The sequence below is a fragment of the Pseudomonas sp. WT-JTC genome, from assembly GCF_056711565.1.
In genome coordinates this window covers 790380-815220 of the sequence record NZ_CM160042.1, presented here as the reverse complement: position 1 = coordinate 815220, position 24841 = coordinate 790380, and the positions used below count along the sequence as shown (strand labels likewise).

The 24841-nt window shown below is 58.6% G+C and carries 24 protein-coding genes and 2 tRNA genes; 4 read left to right on the top strand and 22 right to left on the bottom strand.

Annotation, left to right across the window (positions count from 1 at the left end; translation table 11 throughout):
- Positions 1–45 precede the first annotated feature (45 nt).
- From rimP to rlmE, 9 genes are all read right to left on the bottom strand, one after another.
- On the bottom strand, positions 46–504 hold the full coding sequence (gene rimP, locus AC06G5_RS03570) for a ribosome maturation factor RimP (RefSeq protein ID WP_007973115.1): 459 nt from the start codon (positions 502–504) through the stop codon (positions 46–48).
- A 138-nt stretch (positions 505–642) separates the two neighbouring features.
- Positions 643–719, bottom strand: a tRNA-Met gene (locus AC06G5_RS03565).
- A gap of 97 nt (positions 720–816) precedes the next feature.
- A tRNA-Leu gene (locus AC06G5_RS03560) sits at positions 817–902 on the bottom strand.
- A 22-nt stretch (positions 903–924) separates the two neighbouring features.
- A complete protein-coding gene (gene secG, locus AC06G5_RS03555) occupies positions 925–1308 on the bottom strand; it encodes a preprotein translocase subunit SecG (protein WP_057398830.1) in 384 nt (127 codons plus the stop codon).
- 4 nt (positions 1309–1312) lie between these two features.
- Entirely contained in the window at positions 1313–2068 is a 756-nt protein-coding gene (tpiA, locus tag AC06G5_RS03550; protein ID WP_008018782.1) for a triose-phosphate isomerase, read from the bottom strand.
- Positions 2069–2134: 66 nt separating this feature from the next.
- Complete coding sequence (gene glmM, locus AC06G5_RS03545) at positions 2135–3472, bottom strand: phosphoglucosamine mutase (protein WP_413703602.1); 1338 nt, start codon at positions 3470–3472, stop codon at positions 2135–2137.
- Positions 3473–3488: 16 nt separating this feature from the next.
- Entirely contained in the window at positions 3489–4340 is an 852-nt protein-coding gene (gene folP / locus AC06G5_RS03540; protein ID WP_413421605.1) for a dihydropteroate synthase, read from the bottom strand.
- Positions 4341–4348: 8 nt separating this feature from the next.
- Entirely contained in the window at positions 4349–6259 is a 1911-nt protein-coding gene (ftsH, locus tag AC06G5_RS03535; protein WP_033047686.1) for an ATP-dependent zinc metalloprotease FtsH, read from the bottom strand.
- A gap of 199 nt (positions 6260–6458) precedes the next feature.
- Complete coding sequence (gene rlmE, locus AC06G5_RS03530; RefSeq protein ID WP_413421608.1) at positions 6459–7091, bottom strand: 23S rRNA (uridine(2552)-2'-O)-methyltransferase RlmE; 633 nt, start codon at positions 7089–7091, stop codon at positions 6459–6461.
- A gap of 105 nt (positions 7092–7196) precedes the next feature.
- Here rlmE and AC06G5_RS03525 point away from each other — a divergent pair, with 105 nt between their 5' ends.
- Positions 7197–7505 carry a YhbY family RNA-binding protein gene (locus tag AC06G5_RS03525; protein WP_007942889.1) on the top strand — a complete coding sequence of 103 codons (309 nt, stop codon included), beginning with the start codon at positions 7197–7199 and terminating at the stop codon, positions 7503–7505.
- 9 nt (positions 7506–7514) lie between these two features.
- Here the strand turns inward: AC06G5_RS03525 and AC06G5_RS03520 are convergent, their stop codons facing one another.
- The 8 genes from AC06G5_RS03520 to grpE form a co-directional block, all read right to left on the bottom strand.
- Positions 7515–7919 (bottom strand): MFS transporter, encoded by a 405-nt coding sequence (locus tag AC06G5_RS03520; RefSeq protein ID WP_480458991.1) that lies wholly within the window; start codon positions 7917–7919, stop codon positions 7515–7517.
- A gap of 28 nt (positions 7920–7947) precedes the next feature.
- Positions 7948–8424, bottom strand: a complete 477-nt coding sequence (greA, locus tag AC06G5_RS03515; protein ID WP_413421737.1) for a transcription elongation factor GreA — start codon at positions 8422–8424, stop codon at positions 7948–7950.
- Positions 8425–8426: 2 nt separating this feature from the next.
- Positions 8427–11648 carry a carbamoyl-phosphate synthase large subunit gene (gene carB / locus AC06G5_RS03510; RefSeq protein ID WP_413421612.1) on the bottom strand — a complete coding sequence of 1074 codons (3222 nt, stop codon included), beginning with the start codon at positions 11646–11648 and terminating at the stop codon, positions 8427–8429.
- Positions 11649–11764: 116 nt separating this feature from the next.
- Complete coding sequence (gene carA / locus AC06G5_RS03505) at positions 11765–12901, bottom strand: glutamine-hydrolyzing carbamoyl-phosphate synthase small subunit (RefSeq protein WP_085718633.1); 1137 nt, start codon at positions 12899–12901, stop codon at positions 11765–11767.
- 259 nt (positions 12902–13160) lie between these two features.
- The gene (dapB, locus tag AC06G5_RS03500) at positions 13161–13967 is read right to left on the bottom strand and encodes a 4-hydroxy-tetrahydrodipicolinate reductase (protein ID WP_413421614.1); all 807 of its coding nucleotides are present in this window, start codon (positions 13965–13967) and stop codon (positions 13161–13163) included.
- 9 nt (positions 13968–13976) lie between these two features.
- A complete protein-coding gene (gene dnaJ / locus AC06G5_RS03495; protein WP_008018791.1) occupies positions 13977–15101 on the bottom strand; it encodes a molecular chaperone DnaJ in 1125 nt (374 codons plus the stop codon).
- A 296-nt stretch (positions 15102–15397) separates the two neighbouring features.
- A complete protein-coding gene (gene dnaK / locus AC06G5_RS03490; protein ID WP_413421616.1) occupies positions 15398–17314 on the bottom strand; it encodes a molecular chaperone DnaK in 1917 nt (638 codons plus the stop codon).
- Between the two features lie 102 nt (positions 17315–17416).
- A complete protein-coding gene (gene grpE, locus AC06G5_RS03485) occupies positions 17417–17983 on the bottom strand; it encodes a nucleotide exchange factor GrpE (protein ID WP_007988694.1) in 567 nt (188 codons plus the stop codon).
- Between the two features lie 241 nt (positions 17984–18224).
- Between grpE and recN the strand changes: the two genes are divergently transcribed.
- A complete protein-coding gene (recN, locus tag AC06G5_RS03480; protein ID WP_111280790.1) occupies positions 18225–19898 on the top strand; it encodes a DNA repair protein RecN in 1674 nt (557 codons plus the stop codon).
- An 81-nt stretch (positions 19899–19979) separates the two neighbouring features.
- Here the strand turns inward: recN and fur are convergent, their stop codons facing one another.
- On the bottom strand, positions 19980–20384 hold the full coding sequence (gene fur / locus AC06G5_RS03475; RefSeq protein WP_003197684.1) for a ferric iron uptake transcriptional regulator: 405 nt from the start codon (positions 20382–20384) through the stop codon (positions 19980–19982).
- 97 nt (positions 20385–20481) lie between these two features.
- Between fur and AC06G5_RS03470 the strand changes: the two genes are divergently transcribed.
- On the top strand, positions 20482–21009 hold the full coding sequence (locus AC06G5_RS03470; RefSeq protein WP_413421619.1) for an outer membrane protein assembly factor BamE: 528 nt from the start codon (positions 20482–20484) through the stop codon (positions 21007–21009).
- Between the two features lie 60 nt (positions 21010–21069).
- Here the strand turns inward: AC06G5_RS03470 and AC06G5_RS03465 are convergent, their stop codons facing one another.
- From AC06G5_RS03465 to AC06G5_RS03455, 3 genes are read right to left on the bottom strand one after another with little or no spacing between them, the layout of a single operon-like run.
- The gene (locus AC06G5_RS03465; RefSeq protein ID WP_480458990.1) at positions 21070–21384 is read right to left on the bottom strand and encodes an RnfH family protein; all 315 of its coding nucleotides are present in this window, start codon (positions 21382–21384) and stop codon (positions 21070–21072) included.
- On the bottom strand, positions 21377–21811 hold the full coding sequence (locus AC06G5_RS03460) for a type II toxin-antitoxin system RatA family toxin (RefSeq protein WP_413421623.1): 435 nt from the start codon (positions 21809–21811) through the stop codon (positions 21377–21379). The genes AC06G5_RS03465 and AC06G5_RS03460 overlap by 8 nt, the downstream gene beginning before the upstream one ends.
- Positions 21812–21818: 7 nt before the next feature.
- Entirely contained in the window at positions 21819–23222 is a 1404-nt protein-coding gene (locus tag AC06G5_RS03455; protein ID WP_480458989.1) for a sodium-dependent transporter, read from the bottom strand.
- A 117-nt stretch (positions 23223–23339) separates the two neighbouring features.
- Here AC06G5_RS03455 and smpB point away from each other — a divergent pair, with 117 nt between their 5' ends.
- Positions 23340–23822 (top strand): SsrA-binding protein SmpB, encoded by a 483-nt coding sequence (smpB, locus tag AC06G5_RS03450; RefSeq protein WP_007988707.1) that lies wholly within the window; start codon positions 23340–23342, stop codon positions 23820–23822.
- Positions 23823–23922: 100 nt separating this feature from the next.
- Here the strand turns inward: smpB and AC06G5_RS03445 are convergent, their stop codons facing one another.
- Positions 23923–24690: a GntR family transcriptional regulator gene (locus AC06G5_RS03445; protein WP_057396627.1), complete on the bottom strand. Its 768-nt coding sequence runs from the start codon at positions 24688–24690 to the stop codon at positions 23923–23925.
- Positions 24691–24841 lie beyond the last annotated feature (151 nt).

Below are 24841 nucleotides of genomic sequence, written 5' to 3'. Positions count from 1 at the left end.
TTCGCAAGCCATTGGATCCGCGGGATCCGCAGTATCTGGCACGCCTCAGTCAAAACTGGGAATAATGTTGGCCTTGTCGATCATATCGATCGGCAACAGGAACTCATGGTCTTCTACCTGCACCACGACATCCTGCTCTTCTACGCCGCGCAGAAGGCCCTGAAAGTTGCGTCGTCCTTCAAAAGGCGAGCGCAACTTGATCTTCACTTGTTCACCGGCAAATTTTGCAAACTGCTCAAGAGTGAACAGCGGGCGTTCCATGCCAGGCGAGGAAACTTCAAGGGTGTATTCAACGGAGATTGGATCTTCAACATCCAGAACACCGCTGATCTGACGGCTGACGATGGCGCAATCGTCCACCAGCACGCCGCCTTCTTTATCGATATAAACGCGCAACATTGAGTGGCGACCCTGGGCCGAAAACTCAATACCCCAGCATTCATAGCCTAGGGCCACGACCACCGGGGCCAGCAAGGCCTGCAACTCTTCTAGCTTGCTCGACACCTGAACCCCCTAGTGCATGTATGTGCATGCTATGCAAAATAAAAAAATGGGCTAAACGCCCATCCTTGAAACGCCGTTGAACAGCGGCGTAGAAAGTGTCCAGCTAACAAAAAGCCCCTTAAAAGGGGCTCCTTAAACTGGTTGCGGGGGCCGGATTTGAACCGACGACCTTCGGGTTATGAGCCCGACGAGCTACCAGACTGCTCCACCCCGCGACAAAGCTGGGGCGGAAGTATACGACCGATCCCCTACAGGGTCAATGTAACCTTCCACCTGCAAGAAAGCCCGCAACAGCGGGCTCTCCTGACTAATTGGTACCGAGAAGGGGACTCGAACCCCTACACCCTATGGGCACAACCACCTCAAGGTTGCGTGTCTACCAATTCCACCACCTCGGCAATACTACGTTTGAAACCCTTCTTACTTCTGCTCTTGAGCTGGAGGCACGTCAGTCGCTGGAGTAGCCGACTTTTGCTCTTGAAGCACCGGGACATCATCAGAAGCCGGTTGTTGCTTTGGAACTTCCAGTACCGCTGGATTTGGCAGACCTGCTTGAGTCAGCTGGTGAGCCTTCTCTTTAGCAAAGTAACCTAACCCCAAGCTGGTCATGAAAAAACCTGCGGCAAGTATAGCAGTAAACTTACTAAGAAAGGTAGAGGAACCTTGGCTTCCGAACACAGTATTTGATGCACCTGCTCCGAAAGACGCGCCAGCGTCCGCACCTTTACCCTGCTGCAGCAAAACCAGAGCTACTACGCCCAATGCACCCAGCAGATGAAAAACGACTACGACTGTTTCCAGCATTTTTTCAGTTTCCCGCGGCGCGACAAATCGCACCGAACTCATCTGCATTCAGGGAAGCCCCACCAATGAGACCCCCATCGATATCCGGCATGCCGAACAGTTCGACCGCATTGGCCGCCTTCACGCTGCCGCCGTATAGAAGCCGCACACCTTGTGCGACCTCAGAATTCTCTGCCGCCAACTGGGCGCGAATGGCTGCATGCACATCCTGCGCCTGTTGTGGCGTTGCAGTCAGTCCGGTGCCAATGGCCCAGACCGGCTCGTAAGCGATCACTGCCTTGGCAAAGGCACCGACACCCAGCTCCTCTATGATACTGCCCAGCTGACGCGAGACAACCTCAAGAGTCTTTCCGGCTTCACGCTGCTCAAGGGTTTCCCCTATGCACAACACCGGAATCAAGCCACATGCCTGTGCCGCTGCGAACTTGCGGATCAGCATTCCGTCCTGCTCGCCCATGATCTGGCGGCGCTCGGAGTGCCCGACAAGCACCAGGGAACAACCTGCATCCACCAACTGACTCGGTGCAACTTCACCGGTCAACGCACCTTGTCCGGATTCCACCGCAGAGTTCTGCGCGCCGACCGAAATCGACTTTCCTTCCAGGCCATCAATCACTTGATTGATATGCAGGCAAGGCGGGAATACCGCGACATCAACACTGCCCGGCAAGGCCAGGTCACGAAGGCCGTTGATCAGCTCAGCGACGCTGGCGCGGGTACCGTGCATCTTCCAGTTACCAGCTACCATAGGGCGACGCATGCTGTACCTCGTCGGTCAAAGTGGGCGCAGATGTTACCCAACACAATCATGGCTGGCAAGCCGAATTCAGGCAGAAACTTCAGTAACCAGTTTTGCCAGCTCTTCTGCATAGCCACGAACCTGCGCTTCGTCTTCGCCCTCGACCATCACACGCACCAGCGGCTCAGTCCCGGACTTGCGCAACAGCACACGCCCCCGACCTGCCATGGCCTTGGTCACACGCTCGCTGGCTTCCTTGACCGACGGATGATCGAGAGGGCTTGCGCCGCCACCGAAACGCACATTGATCAGCACCTGAGGGCACTTGCGCAGCGCCTGCCGGGTCTGCGCCAGGCCTTCCTCACGCGTGCTCAACGCAATCAACACCTGCAGCGCGGCAATGATTGCATCACCGGTGGTGGTGTGGCTGAAGCACACGATGTGCCCGGAGTTTTCACCACCCACGATCCAGTTGCGCTCCAACAGCTCGGCAATGACATAGCGGTCACCGACATTGGCACGCACGAATGGAATACCCAGATCGGCCAGGGCCAGCTCCAGCCCCAGGTTACTCATCAGGGTTCCGACCACGCCGCCCTGCAGCTTGCCGCGCTCATGCAGGTCACGGGCAATGATGAACAGCAATTCGTCGCCATCCACCACTGCACCCGTGTGATCGACCATCTGAACGCGGTCACCATCACCATCAAACGCGATACCCAGATCAGCCTGCTCAGCCACGACGGCAGCCTGCAGCTGCCCCATATGGGTCGAGCCGCAATTGTCGTTGATGTTCAATCCATTCGGCTGCGCCGACAGCACAACGACTTCGGCGCCCAACTCGCGGAACACACTCGGCGCCACTTTGTAAGTCGCACCGTGAGCGCAATCGATCACGATTTTCAGGCCGGTGAAACTGGTGCCGGTCGGCACGCTGCTCTTGCAGAATTCGATATAGCGTCCTGACGCGTCGTTGATTCGCGACACCTTGCCGATCTTGCTCGATTCCACAACGGTCATTGGCGTATCGAGCAATTCTTCAATCATCAGCTCGACTTCATCCGGAAGCTTGGTGCCTTTGCCGGAGAAGAACTTGATGCCATTGTCATCATGCGGATTGTGCGACGCACTGATCACGATGCCAGCCTCGGCATGGAAGGTGCGCGTCAGGTAGGCAATCGCCGGGGTCGGCATCGGACCAAGGAGCATTACATCGGCACCTGCGGAGGTAAGCCCCGCCTCAAGCGCAGACTCGAACATGTAGCCGGAGATCCGGGTGTCCTTGCCTACCAGGACCTTGCAGGCGCCCATCTTGCGGAACGCCATACCTGCAGCCCAGCCGAGCTTGAGCATGAAATCAGGAGTAATCGGGTATTCCCCGACACGCCCACGAATACCATCGGTGCCAAAATATTTTTTGCTCATAAGTGCTCCATCATTCTTATTCGGCTGATTCCACTGCGGCAATCATCCGCACCACATCCATTGTTTCGGCTACATCATGGACGCGCAATATACGCGCACCTTTCGCCGTAGCCAGCGCCGCGAGCGCCAAACCACCGTACAGCCGGTCTCCCACCTGACGATTCAACGCCTGACCAATCATGCTCTTTCGTGAAACCCCGACCAACAGGGGCCGCCCCAAGGCATGCAGGGCTTCCATATGTTTGAACAAACTCAGATTGTGCTGCAAGGTTTTGGCGAAGCCAAAGCCGGGGTCAAGAATGATCCGCTCGGCTGCAATACCCGCCAATGAACACTGGACCATGCGCTCGGCGAGAAACTCACCGACTTCCCTTGTAACGTCCTGATACTGTGGATTGTCCTGCATATCGCCCGGCTCTCCCAGCATATGCATCAGGCAAACCGGTAGCCCGGTGGCCGCTGCAGCATCCAGCGCACCATCGCGACGCAACGAACGCACGTCATTGATCAACCCGGCACCCAGGCGCGCAGTTTCACGCATGACGGCTGGCGTGGAGGTGTCGACCGAGATGATGACGTCAAGCTCGCGACTGATGCGCTCGACAATGGGCGCTACGCGTTCCAGCTCCTCCAGCGGCGATACCGCCCTGGCACCGGGGCGGGTGGATTCGCCGCCGACATCGATCAGCGTCGCGCCGGCCGCCACCATGGCCTCGGCATGGCGCATGGCCGCGTCGAGCTGGCTGTATTGGCCACCATCGGAGAAAGAATCAGGAGTGACATTGAGAATACCCATGACATGCGTCTGGGCCAAATCAAGAACCCGGTTGCCGCAAGGCAACCGGGTCGAGGACTGAACAGAAGTCATTTCAAACCTTATACGTCAGCAGCAGGACCGCCGATCGGTGTTTCCGGACGCTCATCCTGCACCACCGGAGGGGTGCCGGAAGTACCCGTGCCACCCGACCAGTCGCGTGGCTCGCGAGGTGTACGACCCGCCATGATGTCGTCGATCTGCTCGGCATCGATCGTTTCGTACTTCATCAAGGCATCGGCCATCGCATCGAGCTTGTCACGGTTGTCCGTGAGAATCTGCTTCGCCGTGCCATAGCACTGATCGATGATGCTGCGCACTTCGGAGTCGATCAGCTTGGCTGTCTCACCAGAGAAGCTTGCATTCTGACCGCCACCGCCGCGACCAAGGAACACTTCACCCTCTTCTTCGGCGTACATCAGCGGGCCGAGCTTTTCCGAAAGACCCCACTTGGTCACCATGTTCCGCGCAATCTGGCTGGCGCGCATGATGTCGTTGGAAGCACCGGTGGTCACGCCATCGAAGCCCAGGGTCATTTCTTCAGCGATACGACCGCCGTACAGCGAGCAGATCTGGCTGATCAATGCACGCTTGGACAGGCTGTAACGATCCTCTTCCGGCAGGAACATGGTTACACCCAGCGCACGACCGCGCGGGATGATCGACACCTTGTACACCGGATCGTGCTCAGGCACGACACGACCCACAATGGCGTGGCCCGCTTCGTGATAAGCCGTGTTCTGTTTTTCCTTCTCGGACATGACCATGGATTTGCGCTCGGCACCCATCATGATCTTGTCTTTCGCCAGTTCGAATTCCTTCATCTCGACGATGCGCTTGCCGGCACGGGCAGCGAACAACGATGCCTCATTGACCAGGTTGGCCAGGTCGGCACCGGAGAAGCCTGGAGTACCACGAGCGATCACGGCCGGAGCAACGTCGTCGCCCATCGGCACCTTGCGCATGTGAACCTTGAGAATCTGTTCGCGACCGCGGATGTCTGGCAGACCGACCACAACCTGACGGTCGAAACGGCCTGGACGCAGCAACGCAGGGTCCAGTACATCTGGACGGTTGGTCGCAGCAATCACGATGATGCCGTCATTCATTTCGAAGCCGTCCATCTCGACCAGCAACTGGTTGAGAGTCTGTTCGCGCTCGTCGTGACCACCACCCATGCCCGCACCACGATGGCGACCGACCGCATCGATTTCGTCGATGAAGATGATGCATGGAGCGTGTTTCTTGGCCTGTTCGAACATGTCGCGAACACGGCTGGCACCCACACCGACGAACATTTCGACGAAATCGGAGCCGGAAATGGTGAAGAACGGTACCTTGGCTTCGCCAGCGATGGCCTTGGCCAGCAAGGTTTTACCGGTACCCGGAGGACCGACCATCAGCACACCGCGAGGAATGCGGCCACCCAGGCGCTGGAATTTGCCCGGATCGCGCAGGAACTCGACCAGCTCACCAACCTCTTCCTTGGCTTCGTCGCAACCGGCAACGTCAGCCAGGGTCGTTTTCACCTGATCCTCGGAGAGCAGGCGCGCCTTGCTTTTACCGAAGCTCATCGGACCGCCCTTGCCACCCGCACCGCCCTGCATCTGCCGCATGAAGAACATGAACACGGCGATGATCACCAGGATCGGGAAGCTGGCGACCAGAAGCTGGGTCCAGATGCTTTGCTGCTCAGGCTGCTTGCCTTCGACCACGACGTGGTTATCCACCAGGTCGCCGATCAGGCCGTTGTCCTGGATCGCCGGACGAATGGTCTTGAAGCTGTCGCCATCGTTGCGTTTGCCGGTAATCACGTAGCCATCAACCGCCACGCGCTCGACCTTGCCATCCTTGACCTGCTGGATGAAGTCGGAATAGTTGAGGGTCTGCGGCTCGTTAGGGCTGGAGAAGTTGTTCATCACCGTCACCAGGACAGCCGCGATGATCAACCACAGGATCAGATTCTTTGCCATATCGTTCAATTAACTACCCTCTGAAGCAAGCTCCGCTACTGACGCGCGCTTCGCATGATATTCACCGGCCTAACTTACTACATTACCTACGACTTGGCAGGCGCCGTCTGTAACCCTTTGTGAAACACTTCCTACACAATATTCGCTAATTCTGACAAGGCGTAATACAAAAATCCTATCACCCTGATCGAAAACTCACTCAACCCTCACTGCGTCCGCGGAAACCGCGCCCCAGCAGGTACTGCTCGCGAGAACGGTCGCGCGACGAGGTCGGCTTGCGCATCTGCACCTTCTCGAACTGCTGGCGAACGCTCTTGTGGAACTCGTCGAAGCCTTCGCCCTGGAAGATCTTGATCAAAAAATCACCACCGGGCTTGAGCACCCGGGTCGACAGATCCAGTGCCAACTCGCACAGGAACATCGCTCGCGGCATGTCTACGGCCGGTAATCCACTCATATTGGGGGCCATATCGGAAATCACAAGGTCTACTTCCTTATTTCCGACGGCATCGAGGATCCGGGCCAGCACGGCATCCTCGGTAAAGTCCCCTTGAATGAAGGTCACGTCCGGGATGCTGTCCATTTCCAGAATGTCAGAAGCGATCAGTGTGCCCTGCCCGCCAATCAGACGACTGGTCACCTGGGACCACCCACCGGGAGCCGCACCAAGGTCGATTACGCTCATGCCCGGACGGATCAGACGGTCCTTTTCCTGGATCTCCAGCAGTTTGTAGCTGGCGCGGGAACGGTACCCGTCTTTTTGTGCCATTTTGACGAATGGGTCGTTGAAATGTTCTTGCAGCCACTTAAGGCTTGTCTTGGAACGGGCCACGGGATACCTCGGAAATAAAACGGGTCGTGATTAACTGGGCGGTCCCGGACTCGCTCGGGTAAACTGGCCGCCGCTTTTTACAAGATCAGACGCAGGGGTCAGATTATGCCGCTCACTCAAGAGCAGAAGAAACAGTACAAATCCATTGGCCACCATCTGAAACCAGTTTTGATTGTGGCAGACAATGGTTTGACTGAAGGTGTGTTAGCCGAACTCGAACGCGCTTTGGCGGATCACGAGCTGATCAAGATCAAGCTCAACATCCTCGATCGCGAATCGCGCCTGGCGTCCATTGCAGAGCTCTGCAAGGTCGGCAAAGCGGATCTGGTTCAGGTCATCGGCAAGATGGCACTGATCTACCGCAAGAACTTCAGCGTCAACAAGCAGCTGTCGAACGTCCATCGCTTCAAGTGATGGCAAGGGTCAAGGGTGTGCTTCGCGCACCCTGCCACTCCATCCCGGCACCGGTTGCAGCACCAGCACAACTCCGGTAAAGCCCAGAACAAGATAGCTGAACGCCTGCCAACGCACGGCATCCGGCCAGCCAAAACGCACCGCGAAGTACATCGCGCACGCGCACAGCGCCATCAACAGCAGTTGCCCGCGAATATCCCGCCATAGACTGACAAGGCCCTCGGCCTTTATCAGCACCAAAGCCTGAAAAATCAAACACGCCGTAGCGAATCCCACTACCAACGCATTGAGCGTGCCGGCGATTTCGTCGATCAGTAGCGGCGCCAGGCCAATTCGCCCCAGCACCGGCAACAGACCGATTTGCAACAGCCACAAGCCGCCGACCCACAGCATCTGGGTCAGCTGCCAAAGCATGGCGCCCGCACGAAGCGGGCGCCGGCCTTCAGATGTGGCGAACTTCGACAATCTCGTACTCGATAACGCCGCCAGGCGTCTTGACTGCAACCACATCACCCTCTTCCTTGGCAATCAAGGCGCGGGCAATCGGCGAGCCGACAGAGATCTTGCCGAGCTTGATGTCAGCCTCGTCCTCACCAACGATCTGGTAAGTCACGCTTTCATCGGTTTCGACGTTGGCGATTTCGACGGTTGTGCCGAAAATCACCTTGCCGGTGTGAGGAATGCTCGTCACATCGATGACCACCGCATTCTGCATGCGGCCTTCGATATCACGGATCCGTGCCTCGACCATACCCTGCTGCTCACGGGCAGCGTGGTATTCGGCATTTTCCTTCAAGTCACCCAACTCGCGGGCCGTACCGATGTCCTGGCTGAGCTTCGGACGAACGACCTTGGTCAGGTGAATGTGCTCTTCTTCCAGGGCGCGAGCGCCCTGAACGGTCATTGGGTACTTCGTTATGCTCATGCCTTCAATCCTGCGTGTAGATCCTGCAAGCGGCGTACGGTCTTCTCGGGACCGAACTTCAGCGCTTCACAGATGGCTTCGCCAGCAGCAATGGTGGTGGTGCAGTAAATCTTGTGCTGCAGGGCATTACGACGAATGGAGTACGAATCAGCGATCGACTGACGACCTTCGGTGGTGTTGATGATCAGCGTGACTTCGTCATTCTTGATCATGTCGACCACGTGCGGACGACCTTCGGTCACCTTGTTCACACGGCGCACTTTCAGGCCTGCAGCCTCGATCAGCTTGGCAGTACCGGCAGTGGCAACCACTTCGAAGCCCAAGTTGATCAGATCACGGGCCACGCCCGCAACCAGCGGCTTGTCGTCATCACGCACGCTGATGAACGCAGTACCGCCGGTCGGCAATACTTCGCTGGCACCCATCTGGGCCTTGGCGAACGCCTCACCGAAGGTGTCACCCACACCCATCACTTCACCGGTGGACTTCATCTCAGGGCCGAGGATCGGGTCAACGCCAGGGAATTTGGCGAACGGGAACACCGCCTCTTTCACGCTGTAGAAGTTCGGGATGATTTCCTTGGTGAAACCCAGCTCTTTCAGGGTCTTACCGGCCATCACGCGTGCCGCGATCATCGCCAGGGAAACGCCGATGCACTTGGACACGAACGGTACGGTACGGGAAGCACGCGGGTTGACTTCGATGACGTAGATGTCTTCGCCTTGCAGCGCCAACTGAACGTTCATCAGGCCAACCACGCCCAGTTCCAGGGCCATTTTCTTGACCTGTTCGCGCATCTCGTCCTGGATATGCGCCGGCAGCGAGTATGGCGGCAGCGAGCACGCGGAGTCACCGGAGTGAACACCGGCCTGCTCGATGTGCTGCATGATCGCGCCGATCACCACGTCCTTGCCGTCGCAGACCGCATCCACGTCCATTTCGATGGCGCAGTTGAGGAAGTGGTCCAGCAGCACCGGGCTGTCGTTGGACACTTGAACCGCTTCACGCAGGTAGCGCTTGAGCTCTTCTTCTTCGTAAACGATTTCCATCGCACGACCGCCCAGTACGTAGGACGGACGCACCACCAACGGGTAACCGATCTTGCTGGCGGCACGAATGGCTTCGTCTTCGCTGCGCACGGTGGCGTTCGGCGGCTGACGCAGGTTCAGGCGCTGGACCATCTGCTGGAAGCGCTCACGGTCTTCGGCGCGGTCGATTGCATCAGGGCTGGTGCCGATGATCGGCACGCCAGCGGCTTCCAGGGCACGAGCCAGTTTCAGCGGGGTCTGGCCGCCGTACTGGACGATCACGCCTTTCGGCTTCTCGACGCGGACGATTTCCAGCACGTCTTCCAGGGTCACTGGTTCGAAGTACAGGCGATCGGAGGTGTCGTAGTCGGTGGATACGGTTTCCGGGTTGCAGTTGACCATGATGGTCTCGTACCCGTCATCGCGCAGGGCCAGTGCCGCGTGTACGCAGCAGTAGTCGAACTCGATGCCCTGGCCGATACGGTTTGGGCCGCCGCCAAGGATCATGATCTTGTCGCGACCCGATGGCGCGGCTTCGCACTCTTCTTCGTACGTCGAGTACAGATAGGCGGTGTCGGTGGCGAACTCGGCGGCGCAAGTGTCGACGCGCTTGTAGACCGGGAAGATTTCCAGCTTGTGGCGGTGAGCGCGCAGGCTCTTCTCGGTCACACCCAGCAGCTTGGCCAGGCGCATATCGGAGAAGCCCTTGCGCTTGAGGCGGAACATCAGGTCGCGGTCGATGCTGGTCAGACCCAGGGTCTTGACCTTCGCTTCTTCCTTGATCAGGTCTTCCATCTGCACCAGGAACCAAGGATCGATCATGGTCATGCCGAAGATGTCTTCGACGCTCATGCCGGCGCGCATTGCGTCCGCCACGTACCAGATACGCTCGGCGCCCGGCACGGTCAGCTCGCGCTTGAGTACGCTCATGCTTTCCGGGTTGGCCAGATCAACTTTCTCGTCCAGGCCACAAACACCGACTTCCAGGCCGCGCAGGGCTTTCTGCAGGGATTCCTGGAAAGTACGGCCGATGGCCATGACTTCACCGACCGACTTCATCTGAGTGGTCAGGCGCGCGTCAGCCTTGGAGAACTTCTCGAAGGCAAAGCGTGGCAGCTTGGTGACGACGTAGTCGATGGACGGTTCGAAGGACGCCGGGGTCTTGCCGCCGGTGATGTCGTTCGACAGTTCGTCGAGGGTGTAGCCCACAGCCAGCTTGGCCGCGACCTTGGCGATCGGGAAGCCGGTGGCTTTCGAGGCCAGTGCCGAGGAACGGGATACACGCGGGTTCATCTCGATCACGACCATGCGGCCGGTGTTCGGGCAGATACCGAACTGAACGTTGGAACCACCGGTTTCCACGCCGATCTCGCGCAGTACCGCCAGGGAGGCGTTACGCAGGATCTGGTATTCCTTGTCGGTCAGGGTCTGTGCAGGAGCCACGGTGATCGAGTCACCGGTGTGCACGCCCATCGGGTCGAAGTTTTCGATGGAGCAGACGATGATGCAGTTGTCCTTCTTATCGCGGACAACCTCCATCTCGTACTCTTTCCAACCAATGAGCGATTCGTCGATCAGCAGTTCCTTGGTCGGCGACAGGTCCAGGCCACGGGCGCAGATTTCTTCGAACTCTTCACGGTTGTAGGCGATACCACCACCGGTGCCGCCCATGGTGAAGGACGGACGAATGATGCACGGGAAGCCGAGCTTCTCGAGGACCGCATTGGCCTCTTCCATGCTGTGGGCGATACCGGAACGCGGGCACGCCAGGCCGATGGATTTCATGGCCTTGTCGAAACGCGAGCGGTCTTCAGCCTTGTCGATGGTGTCGGCATTGGCACCGATCATCTCTACGCCGAACTTCTCCAGAACGCCTTCGCGCTCCAGGTCCAGGGCGCAGTTCAGAGCGGTCTGGCCACCCATGGTTGGCAGCAGCGCGTCCGGACGCTCCTTTTCGATGATCTTGGCAACGGTCTGCCACTTGATCGGCTCGATGTAGGTGGCGTCGGCCATGGCCGGGTCGGTCATGATGGTGGCCGGGTTGGAGTTCACCAGGATGACGCGGTAACCCTCTTCGCGCAGGGCCTTGCAGGCCTGGGCGCCGGAGTAGTCGAATTCGCAGGCCTGGCCGATCACGATCGGGCCAGCGCCGAGAATCAGGATGCTTTTAATGTCTGTACGTTTTGGCATGGGTTTGTCACTCAAATCCGCAGGTCAGTCGGCAAGCCGTCTTGTTCAATCTCTGACTTGAGGGGGCCACCGGTATCGGGGCCGCCCTCAAGCTGTGCTACATCAAGGACGAGCGATCAGCGTCGCTTGGCCATCTCGTTGATGAAGCGATCGAACAATGGCGCTACGTCGTTCGGGCCAGGGCTGGCTTCAGGGTGACCCTGGAAGCTGAAGGCGCTCTTGTCGGTACGCTCGATACCCTGCAGGGTGCCGTCGAACAGCGATTTGTGGATCGCGCGAACGTTGGCTGGCAGGGTCGCCTCGTCTACGGCAAAACCGTGGTTCTGGCTGGTAATCATCACCACGCCGCTGTCCAGATCCTGGACGGGGTGGTTGGCACCGTGGTGGCCGTGACCCATTTTCAGGGTCTTGGCGCCGGAGGCCAGGGCCAGCAGCTGGTGACCGAGGCAGATACCGAAGACCGGAATTTCGGTTTCCAGCACATCCTTGATCGCCTGGATCGCATAGTCGCAAGGCTCCGGATCACCAGGGCCGTTGGACAGGAACACGCCGTCCGGCTTCAGCGCCAGTGCATCGGCAGCAGGCGTTTGCGCAGGCACGACGGTCACGCGGCAACCGCGCTCGACCAGCATGCGCAGGATGTTCACCTTGACGCCGTAGTCGTAGGCCACGACGTGGTACGGCAGCTCGGAGGCTTCGAGGGTCGCGTGGCTGTCGGTTTTCAGATCCCAGACAGTCGAGCGCCACTCGTAGCTTTCCTTGGTGCTGACGACTTTCGCCAGGTCCATGCCCTTGAGGCCAGGGAAACCCTGGGCGGCGGCGATGGCAGCTTCTTCGGAAATGTTGTCGCCGGCCATGATGCAGCCGTTCTGCGCGCCTTTTTCACGCAGGATGCGCGTCAGGCGGCGAGTGTCGATACCGGCGATGGCCACAACATTGTTGGCCTTCAGGTAGTCGGACAGGGACATCGTGTTACGCCAGTTGCTCGCCACCAGTGGCAGGTCACGGATGACCAGGCCGGCAGACCAGACGCGGTTGGACTCGGCGTCTTCCGGCGTGGTGCCGGTATTGCCGATGTGCGGATAAGTCAGGGTAACGATTTGTTGGGCGTAGGAAGGATCGGTAAGGATTTCCTGATAGCCGGTCATTGCGGTGTTGAACACCACCTCACCAACGGTCTGACCGTCGGCTCCAATGGCTTCGCCGCGAAAAATGCTGCCATCAGCAAGGGCGAGTATGGCTGGCTTAGTCAAGAAGACCTCCCGTAAATAAAGCCTGAAAGGGCGATCGCAGGTTGTAAAAAAGCGGAGTGACGTATGGACACGTCACCCCGCTTGTTCACTGAATTATTCTGCGCGCTTTTAGTGGACACACTAAAGCTGTAGCTTACAGAAAAAGGCATTTTTGGTCTACCGCCAATGAGCCTTAAAGGCTGGAGAATGCGACAGGACGTCGCTTGGCGGAATAAAACCGGGCTCGAACGCTGTGCGCGAGCCCGATTTCGGGCGCATCTTAACGCAGGTCGAGCACGTCTTGCATGTCATAAAGGCCAGGCTCGCGCCCGTCCAGCCACAACGCAGCACGCACCGCCCCCTTGGCGAAGGTCATGCGGCTGGAGGCTTTATGGGTGATCTCCAGACGCTCACCTTCGCAGGCAAACAGCACCGTGTGATCACCAACCACATCACCACCGCGCACGGTGGCAAAGCCGATGGTTTCACGCTCACGCACACCGGTATGGCCTTCACGACCATAAACCGCGACCTTCTGCAGATCACGATCCAGCGCGCCAGCGATCACCTCACCCATGCGCAGGGCCGTACCGGACGGCGCATCGATCTTGTGACGGTGATGCGCTTCGATGATTTCGATATCCGCCTCATCACCCAGCACGCGTGCAGCCATATCGAGCAGCTTCAGCGACAGGTTCACACCAACGCTGAAGTTGGCAGCGAAGACGATGGGAATATCTTTGCCCGCCTCGGCCAGCAACTGCTTCTGCGCAGCGTCCAGCCCGGTGGTGCCGATCACCATGGCCTTGCCTGCCTTGCGGCAGAAGGCCAGGTTTTTCAGCATGACTTCCGGCAGCGTAAAGTCGATCAACACGTCGAACTCTTCCGCCACGGACTCCAGGCTGCCGGTCAGCGGCACACCAATGCGCCCCAGCGAAGCCAACTCACCCGCATCCACGCCAATCAGCGTGCTGCCAGGGCGCACAACGGCCGCCGTCAGACCGGTCAGGGGCGCGCGCTGCTGCACGGCCTCGATGAGGATTTTACCCATGCGCCCGGCAGCGCCCATCACAGCTATACGTCGCATGCCGACTCCTTACAAATCGCCGAAGAAGCGCTTGACGCCTTCGAACCAGCCAGTGGTTTTCGGCGAATGACTGTTGTCGTCCGCCAGCGAGCTGCGGAACTCCTCGAGCATTTCGCGCTGGCGACGGCTCAGGTTGACCGGAGTCTCGACCGCCACACGGCACATCAGGTCACCGGCACCGCCACCGCGCACGGGCGCAACACCCTTGCCACGAACACGGAACTGCTTGCCGGTCTGGGTCCCTTCAGGGATCTTCAGCTTGACGCGACCATCAAGGGTCGGAATCTCCAGCTCGCCACCCAGCGCCGCATCGACGAAGCTGATCGGCACTTCGCAGAACAGATGCTTGCCGTCACGCTGGAAGATCGCGTGCTCACGCACATTGATCACCACGTACAGGTCGCCAGTCGGACCACCCTGAGCACCCGCCTCGCCTTCGCCGGACAGACGAATGCGGTCACCGGTATCGACACCGGCCGGCACTTTCACCGACAGGGTCTTGTACTCTTCGACACGACCTTCGCCGTGGCAGGAATCGCACGGATCGGAAATGATCTTGCCCTGGCCATGGCAACGCGGGCAGGTCTGCTGCACCGAGAAGAAGCCTTGCTGCATGCGCACCTGGCCGATACCACCGCAAGTCGGGCAGGTCACCGGCGCAGAGCCTCTCTTGGCACCGGAGCCGTCGCAAGGCTTGCAATTGACCAGCGTCGGAACGCGGATGTTCACGGTCGTACCGCGCACCGCTTCCTCGAGGTCCAGTTCCAGGGTGTAGCGCAAGTCACTGCCGCGCTGAGCGCCACCACGGGAACCGCCGCGACCACCACCGAAGAAATCACTGAAGACATCGCCAAAGATATCGGAGAAGTTCTGACCACCGAACCCGGCACCGCCGCCACCCATGCTTGGGTCGACACCGGCATGACCGTACTGGTCGTATGCCGCGCGCTTGCTGGAATCCGACAGCACTTCGTAGGCCTCGTTGGCCTCCTTGAATTTCTCTTCCGACGCCTTGTCATCCGGATTACGGTCCGGGTGGTGCTTCATCGCCAGGCGACGGTAGGCCTTTTTCAGGTCCGCTTCGCTTGAGCCACGCTCAACACCCAACACTTCGTAATAGTCACGCTTTGCCATAAGTCTTTGCACTCTTGAGGACGTCCGACAAAACCCTCCTGAGTCTGCCGAACTCGTTGAGCCCCAATACAGGCCCGGACCCAACTCACGTCAATTCAACGATCCTGGTCTTTGATTCAATGCGGTACTTGCGGCTCGAAAAGCAGGAGCATTCCCGGCCATACCACCAGTACGCGAACACTGTCGCATACTGTAAAAATTCGCGTATTCCAGACACGCCAACGCGGGAGCAAGCTCCCGCGCGGCGACATCCTACCAGTCACTGCCCAAAGGCAGTCAACCGGCCGACCAACAACTTACTTGTGGTCTTTGACTTCTTCGAACTCGGCATCAACAACGTCGTCAGCCTTTTGCGCCTTGTCGTCGTGCGGTGCTGCGCCTTCAGCAGGCTGAGCCTGTTCGGCGTACATCTTCTGCGCCACTGGAGCGGAGACTTTCGAAAGTTCTTCAACCTTGGCTTCGATAGCAGCCTTGTCGTCGCCTTTGACGGCGGCTTCCAGGGCAACCACTGCCGCTTCGATTGCAGTCTTCTCTTCAGCGGTCACTTTATCGCCGGCATCGGTAACCATTTTGCGCGTCGAGTGAACCAGTGCGTCGCCCTGGTTGCGAGCGGTGGCCAGCTCTTCGAACTTGCGGTCTTCCTCGGCGTTCGCCTCGGCATCACGCACCATGCGCTCGATTTCTTCGTCGGACAGACCGGAGTTGGCCTTGATCACGATCGACTGAGTCTTGCCGGTAGCCTTGTCTTTCGCACCTACGTGCAGGATGCCGTTGGCGTCGATGTCGAAGGTCACTTCGATCTGCGGCACACCACGTGGAGCTGGTGGAATGTCGGCCAGGTCGAACTTGCCCAGGGACTTGTTCTGCGCGGCTTGCTTACGCTCGCCCTGCAGTACGTGAATGGTCACGGCGCCCTGGTTGTCGTCGGCAGTCGAGAACACTTGCGATTTCTTGGTAGGAATCGTGGTGTTTTTCTCGATCAGCGCGGTCATCACGCCACCCATGGTTTCGATACCCAGGGTCAGCGGGCTGACGTCGAGCAGCAGAACGTCTTTCACGTCACCGGCCAGTACCGCGCCCTGGATAGCAGCACCCATGGCAACCGCTTCGTCCGGGTTCACGTCTTTACGAGCTTCTTTACCGAAGAACTCGGTTACCAGCTTCTGAACCAGTGGCATACGGGTCTGACCGCCCACCAGGATCACGTCGTTGATCGCGCCAACGTCGATACCGGCATCTTTCATCGCGATGCGGCAAGGTTCGATGGTGCGCTGAACCAGGTCTTCCACCAATGCTTCGAGCTTGGCGCGGGAGATCTTCACGTTCAGGTGCTTGGGACCGGTAGCGTCTGCAGTGATGTACGGCAGGTTCACGTCGGTCGACTGGCTCGAGGACAGTTCGATCTTGGCTTTTTCAGCAGCTTCTTTCAGGCGCTGCATGGCCAGCGGGTCACCCTTGAGGTTCATGCCGCTTTCTTTTTTGAATTCGTCGACGAGGTAGTCGATCAGACGAATGTCAAAGTCTTCACCGCCCAGGAACGTATCACCGTTGGTGGCCAGTACTTCGAACTGGTGCTCGCCATCGACTTCAGCGATCTCGATCACGGAAACGTCGAAAGTACCGCCGCCCAGGTCGTAAACGATCACGGTGTGATCGCCCTTCGCCTTGTCCATACCGTAAGCCAGAGCAGCTGCGGTTGGTTCGTTGATGATACGTTTTACGTCCAGACCGGCGATGCGGCCGGCGTCTTTGGTCGCTTGACGCTGGCTGTCGTTGAAGTAGGCCGGAACGGTGATCACCGCTTCAGTCACGGTCTCGCCGAGGTAGTCTTCGGCGGTCTTTTTCATCTTCTTCAGGATTTCAGCCGAGATTTGTGGCGGTGCCATTTTCTGGCCGTTCACTTCAACCCAGGCGTCGCTGTTGTCAGCCTTGACGATCTTGTAAGGGACCATCTGGATGTCTTTCTGCACGACTTCTTCGTCGAAACGACGACCGATCAGACGCTTCACCGCATACAGGGTGTTGTGCGGATTGGTCACAGCCTGACGCTTGGCCGACTGGCCAACCAGAATTTCGCCATCGTTGGCGTAAGCGATGATCGACGGCGTGGTACGCGCGCCTTCAGCGTTTTCAATAACTTTTGCCTTGCCGTTTTCCAGCACGGAGACGCAGGAGTTGGTAGTCCCCAGGTCGATACCGATGATTTTGCCCATGTTCACTCTCCCGAAACTTTGGATTTGGTTGCCGCAGCAGTGGTGGCTAACTGCGGTAGCACTTAAACGCTTGACTTATAAATGGGGGCCTTGCGGCGGATTTCAAGCCTGCTCGTCAATCGAGGGCGAAACCGGCGCAGGCGCCTTGCTGACCACGACCATGGCCGGGCGCAGCAGGCGACCATTGAGCTGATAGCCCTTCTGGAACACCTTCAGAACGCTGTTCGGCTCGACATCGGCGCTTTCCTGCATGGCCATTGCCTGATGCTGAACGGCATTGAACGGTTCGCCATGCGGATCGATCGCTTCGAGCTGATAACGCTTGAGGGTGTCGTGGAACATTTTCAGGGTCAGCTCGATGCCTTCGCGCATCGGACGGATGCTTTCGTCGTCCGGGCTGGACAGTTCCAGGCCGCGCTCCAGGCTGTCGACGATCGGCAGCAGGTCGCCGGCGAATTTTTCCAGCGCGAACTTGTGAGCCTTCTCCACATCCTGCTCGGCGCGACGGCGGACGTTCTGCAGATCGGCGGCTACACGCAAAGCCTGATCCTGAGCGCCTGCCAGTTGCTCTTCGAGCACTTGTACACGAGCCGCCAGGTCTTCACCCGAAGCCTCGGGCGCCTGGTTGGCGTCTGGGTTTTGCGTATCCACTGTCTGTTCGTCAGCCATAGATTTCTCCTTTCAATATCGTCCGCGAGCTCGACTCGCGCTTCTGCCCAGCTATATGGGGCCGCAAAATCCGGCTTCAAGGGGGGCCCGATCATTAACCCTACAAAAAACAACTGCATTGTCATTCCCGCCCGCGATAAGGGTTTCGTCGGACCAAGCCAATCGAGCTAACGAGGGGCATTGTCAGCCAGAAACAAAACACTGTATAAATAACCAGACCTAACACCTGGGAGCGGCCCATATGCTGGTGCACCTGTCCGTACACAACTACGCCATCGTTGAACATCTCGATCTCGAACTCGATCGCGGGATGAGCGTGATCACCGGGGAAACCGGCGCGGGCAAGTCGATCATGCTCGACGCGCTGGGCCTTACCCTGGGTGATCGCGCCGACAGCGGCGTGGTCCGCCCCGGCGCCGACAAGGCCGATATCCTGGCCACCTTTGATCTGGCCGACATTCCGGAAGCCAGCGCCTGGCTGGCCGAGCGCGACCTCGAAAACGACGGTCCGTGCATCCTGCGCCGGGTGATCACATCCGAAGGGCGCTCGCGTGGCTATATCAACGGCACGCCCTGCCCGCTTGGCGACCTCAAGGCGCTGGGCGAATTGCTGATCGACATTCACAGCCAGCACGAGCACCAATCCCTGCTCAAGACCGATACCCACCGTCGCCTGCTCGATGAATATGCCGGCGCGACGGATCTTGCCCGTCAGGTTCAACTCGCCGCCCAACGCTGGCGCCAGACCCGCCAGGAACTGGAGCGACTCTCCAACTCCGGTGACGAACAACGCGCCCGTCATCAGTTGCTCAGCTATCAACTCGAAGAGCTGGAAAACCTCGGCCTTGGCGACAACGAGCTGGAGCAGCTGGAACAGGAACACAAGAACCTGACCAACGCCGAAACCCTGCTGGGAATCTGCCGGCAAGTCGTCGAGCAATGCAGTGAAAGTGATTCGGGGAATGTCCTCAATGCACTCACCGCCAGCCTCAACCGCCTGTCGAGCGTGAACAGCTCGATCGGGGCTCTGGGTGAAGCCAGCAGCCTGTTGACCAGTGCTCAGATCCAGGTTGAAGAGGCCGTAGGTGAACTGAACCGCTTCCTCGACAATTTCGACGCCGACCCGTCGCGCCTTCAATACCTTGAAGAGCGCCTCGACGCGATCTACACCCTGGCACGCAAACACCGCATCCAGCCAACCGAAGTTGCCGAGATGCAACAGAAACTGCTGGATGAAATCGAGACCCTGAACGCCAACGACGAATCCATCGAGCGACTGAGCGATGAGCTGTCGTCCTATGCTCGGCACTATCAGGAAAGGGCCCGGGAACTGAGCGACCTGAGGCACCAGGCGTCGAACAGCCTGGCCAGCGCCGTGGAGCAGGAAATCCAGCGCCTGGGCATGCCTGGCGGGCGCTTTACCATTGAACTGCGACCCAACAGCAGCGATGAGCTACTGCCCAATGGCCTGGAACAGGTAGAACTGCTGGTCAGCGCCAACCCTGGTCAGCCGTTGAAGGCCCTGGCGAAAGTGGCGTCCGGCGGCGAACTGTCACGGATCAGCCTGGCGATCCAGGTAATCACTGCACAGACTTCCCGTGTTCCGACCCTGGTATTCGACGAAGTCGACGTCGGCATTGGTGGCCCGACCGCAGAAATCGTCGGCCAGTTGCTGCGCAGGCTCGGCGAGCGCGGACAGGTATTGACCGTGACCCACTTGCCGCAAGTGGCAGCGCAAGGACATCAACATCTATTCGTGCACAAGGTGCGCGGTGAGGATGCCACCCGCACAGCCGTTTCCAGATTGAGCAAAAACGACCGCGTCGAAGAAGTCGCACGAATGCTGGGTGGCATTGACCTCACCAAAGAGTCCCTGGCTCATGCCAGGAAAATGGTGGTTGCCGCAAAAGCTTAAATTTAAATAGAGGCAGAAAGCACGAAGGCGACCCTGGGGTCGCCTTCGCTCGTTTCGCGAACTGGTGTTCGCGCGACATGCTTACTTTTTCTTGCGCACGTACAGCACCAGATTGTGATCAACCATCTCGAAGCCATACTTGTCGACGATTGCTTTCTGAAGCCGCTCGATTTCCTCGTCGAAGAATTCGATCACTTCACTGGTTTCGACGTTGACCATATGGTCGTGATGCTTTCCGTCGTCCAGTTCGAAGACCGCATGGCCTCCGTCGAAGTTGTGCCGCACCACAAGGCCAGCTGCCTCGAACTGGGTCAGAACACGGTAAACCGTGGCCAGACCGACGTCCTCACCAGCCTCCATAAGGGCCTTGTAGACATCCTCGGCACTCATGTGGCGCTGCTCGGCGGAATCGAGCATTTGCAGAATTTTGACCCGTGGCAGGGTCACTTTGAGGCCGGCTTTGCGTAGTTCGCTATTTTCAACCATGGTCAGCTTTCTCGCGATGCTGCTTCGCAGCTTCTCTTAATGCGGGTATGATCGGCGTTTACGTTGTCCCAGCCAAGATAGTGGAAGTCGCCCACCGATGCAAAACACCAAGCTCTTGCTAACCAGTTTCACCTTTGTGGGACTGCTCGCACTCGCCGGTTGTTCATTCCCCGGGGTTTACAAAATCGACATCCAGCAGGGCAATGTCGTCACGCAGGACATGATAGACCAGTTACGCCCGGGAATGACCCGCAAGCAAGTACGGTTTATCATGGGCAACCCTCTGCTGACTGACACGTTCCATGCCGATCGCTGGGATTATCTGTACAGCCTGCAACCAGGTGGCGGTGAACGCCAGCAAGAACGCATCAGCGTTATCTTCAACCCAAATGATCAGCTTGTCAGCCTCTCCGGTGATTTCATGCCAGGTGTGAGCCGCGACGAAGCCATCCTCGGCAAGGACAGCGGCACGACAGTCACTGCCCCGGCAGAAAACGTCGAAAAGCCAAAACCGGAAAAACCGGTCAAGCCAGGTTCGTTGCTGGACCAGATCCAGAAGGACGTCGACGGCGTAGAAACCGTTCCGGTCCCGACGCCGCAACCACTGGAAACCTCGCCGCAATAATTTGCGACGCAATAAAAAGCCCGGCATGTCCGGGCTTTTTATTGCGTCGCGTTCGGTGACTTACTGATTCCGGGCCTTCGCCTCGGCAGCCTTGGCCGCACGCAGCCGGCGAACCTCTTTGGGATCAGCCAGCAATGGTCGATAAATCTCGATGCGATCCCCCGATTGAACCAAACGGCTGTCGGGATCGACAACCACCTTACCGAAGATCCCCACAGGACACCCGGCCAGATCCAGCTCAGGAAATGCCTGACCGATACCGGATTTCAGCAAAGCGGCGCGAACAGTCGTTCCTGCTGGCACTTGCACCGGCAGAAGCACCTGGCGATCAACGGCGGCATACACCACCTCAACCCCGATATCCGCCTCAACCATGGATTTGCTTGGCCCGCTGGCAGAATGCATCCACCAGTGTATTGGCCGCCTGATTGAACAAGGGCCCCAGGGTCGCACGAACGATCGGCCCTGCGTAATCGAATGAAAGGTCCAGGCTGATCTTGCAAGCCTTGTCGGTCAACGCCTTGAACACCCAGATGCCGTGCAACTGAGTGAATGGGCCCTCCTCAAGGTTCATTTCGATCGACTGGCCAGGAACCAGAGTATTACGCGTCACGAAATGCTGGCTGAGGCCACCCTTCGCCACGCCAACGCTCGCCCGCATGTGCTCAGGCGAGCTCTCCAGGACTTCGGCCGCCGAGCACCACGGCAGAAACTCCGGATAGCGAGCCACGTCGTTGACCAGGTCATACAGCGCTTGTGCCGGATACGGCAGCAAGGCCGAACGTGAAATGTGTGTTGTCATGTCAGCGTTACTTCCACAGCTGGGCGGCAAACACTACGAGGATGCCGATAGGCGCCACATAGCGCATCAAGAACAAGGACAGACCAAACAGCGCAGGATTGCGCATCGACAATTCGTCGCGCACCGCTTCACGCCCCATGATCCAGCCCGCAAACACCACGAAACACAAACCGCCAAGCGGCAACATGAGTCGCGAGGTAAAGAAATCGATCACACCAAAGAAGTCGAGACCACCGGCTGCACCCCATTGGTAGAGGTGGAACATCCCGCCATCATTCACGAAAAACTTGGCCTCCTTCCAGATATTGAAGGAGAACACTGTGCCCAGGCCAACAAACCAGCAGCTGAAAGCCAACCAGAAGGTGACCCATGCACGACTGACTTTAGTGCGCTCGACCAGGTAGGCCACCATCGGCTCAAGCAGGGAAATCGCCGAACTCCAGGCAGCGACCGCCACCAGCACGAAGAACACCACCCCCATCACTTGCCCGAACGCCACGTTACCGAAGGCAAACGGCAGGCTGACGAACATCAGCCCCGGCCCTTCGCTCGGATTCAGGCCCGCCGCGAAAACTATCGGAAACAATGCCAGGCCGGCCACCAGGGACACAAAGGTGTCGAGCAGCGCCACACCAACGACAGTCCCCGATATCGACGAGTCCTTTGGCATGTAGGCGCCGTAGATCATGATCGAGCCGACGCCCACGCTCAGGGAAAAGAACGCATGCCCCATCGCGGGCAACAAGCCGTCCAGGACCTTTTCCGGGTGGAAGTCGAACATGAAATGCACGCCCTCCATGAAATGACCGGTGGTCATGCTGTAACCCAGCAGCACGAGGACCATCACGAACAACAACGGCATCATGATGCGCAAACTGCGCTCAAGCCCGGCAACCACGCCCTTGGCGATCACCACCGCGGACAACAGCATGAAAATCGTGTGCCAGAGTGTCAGGCGCCAGGGATCGGCGATCACATTGCCGAAGTAAGCCCCCACCTGATCCGGCGTCGTGCCCTGGAAGTCGCCACGCCCCATGTCGATGATGTAATCCAGCGACCAGCCGCCAACCACACTGTAGAAAGACAGGATCAGCAACGCCGTGATCATTCCGGCGAATGCGCCCCAGGACCATTTGCCCGAGTGCCCCGCCTCAATCGCCAGCGCCTTCAAGGCATTCGCCGGGCTGTGCCGGGCACGTCGGCCGATCAGGGTTTCCGCCAGCATGACCGGCACGCCAATCAGCGCGATGCAAACCAGGAACATCAGCACGAAGGCGCCGCCACCATAGACGCCGACCATGTACGGGAATTTCCAGATACTACCCAGCCCCACGGCCGAACCGGTCGCGGCGAGTATGAAGACCCAGCGGCTAGCCCAACTGCCATGGACTGAAACCTTGTCTGTCGACATCGCTATCACGTCCGGCGTTCAAAAAAGAGGCCGCATTGTCCGGGATTCAATCAACCTGCTCAAGCACGTAGCAACACCGTAGCCGACTCGCGTGCAACTCCCTATAATGCCGCCCCTATGGCTAAACAGAAGAAACACCCAACAGGGACCATCGCGCAAAATAAAAAGGCGCGACACGATTACTTCATCGAACATCGGTTCGAGGCTGGTCTGGTCCTGGCCGGCTGGGAAGTAAAAAGTCTGCGGGCAAGCAAGTTGCAGCTGGTCGACAGCTACGTACTGCTCAAGGATGGCGAGGCCTGGCTGCTCGGCAGTCACATCACGCCCCTGACGACCGCCAGCACCCACGTCATCGCTGACCCGGTTCGCACCCGTAAATTGCTGCTCAATCGGCGCGAGCTGGAAAAGCTCTCCGCTGCCGTGCAGCAAAAGGGTTACGCCTGCGTGTGCCTGTCCTGGTACTGGAGCAAGCACATGGTCAAGTGCGAGATCGCCCTGGGCAAGGGCAAGAAGGAATACGACAAGCGTGATACCGAGCGCGAACGCGACGCCGGTCGCGAATTGCAGCGCGCGGTGCGCAACAAGGGCAAGGAAGAGTAATTCCCTTCGCGGGCAAGCCCGCTCCTACAGGGTTTCGGTGTACCTGTGGGAGCGGGCTTGCCCGCGAAAGCAATCTCACAAACGATATGGAACCGACTGGCTACATCCCCTTGCGCCGCTCCGCCCGGGCCATGCGCTGCACTTCCTGACGCACCTCTTCCAGCACTTCCTGCACATACAAAATGTGTCGACTGGAAACTTCCCGCGCCTGCTCCGCCCGCCCTTCAATAATCGCCTGATACAACTCCCGATGCTGCGTGATCAACATGTCGCGGGTTTCAGTGCGCTGCTTGTACATGCCACCGATGTTGGTCACCACGTTGCGCTTGAGCAGATCGAACAGCCCACGAATGGTGTGCAGCAACACGGCATTGTGGCTGGCCTCGGCGATCGCCAGGTGAAAGCTTGCGTCCGCCGCCCCCTCTTCGGCACGGCTCACCTCTTCGTGACGTGAATAGCAGTCCTGCAATTCGTTGAATGCCGCGGTCAGCCGCTCGCGATCCACATCAGTGGCACGCAGCGCCGCGTAGTAGGCACAGGACGCTTCCAGGGTATGGCGAAACTCCAGCAGATCGCGTTGCGCCTCGGGGTTGCTTTCCAGCAGATGCAACAAGGGATCACTGAAGGTGCTCCCCAGTGATTCCACCACATAGTTGCCGCCGCCCTGGCGACTGACCAGCAATCCCTTGGCGGTCAGTTTCTGAATGGCTTCGCGCAACGAAGGGCGTGAGACGCCAAATTGTTCGGCCAACGCACGCTCAGCCGGCAAGCGCTCACCCGCCTTCAACGTGCCCTCGAGGATCATGCCCTCAAGCTGCTCGACAATATCGTCAGACAAACGGCGCTGACGAATCTGATCAAACCCCATAACTCGATTTCTCCACGATCCGACGGCTCGCCGGGGGCTCTATTCTGGCCTATCGGCGCCGCGCCAGCACCTGCAACAACGCATTTGCGTCATACCAGGCAGACGGCCTGCGCACTTTGCATTCGACAAAAGTTTTAGGGCGGCAAATTGA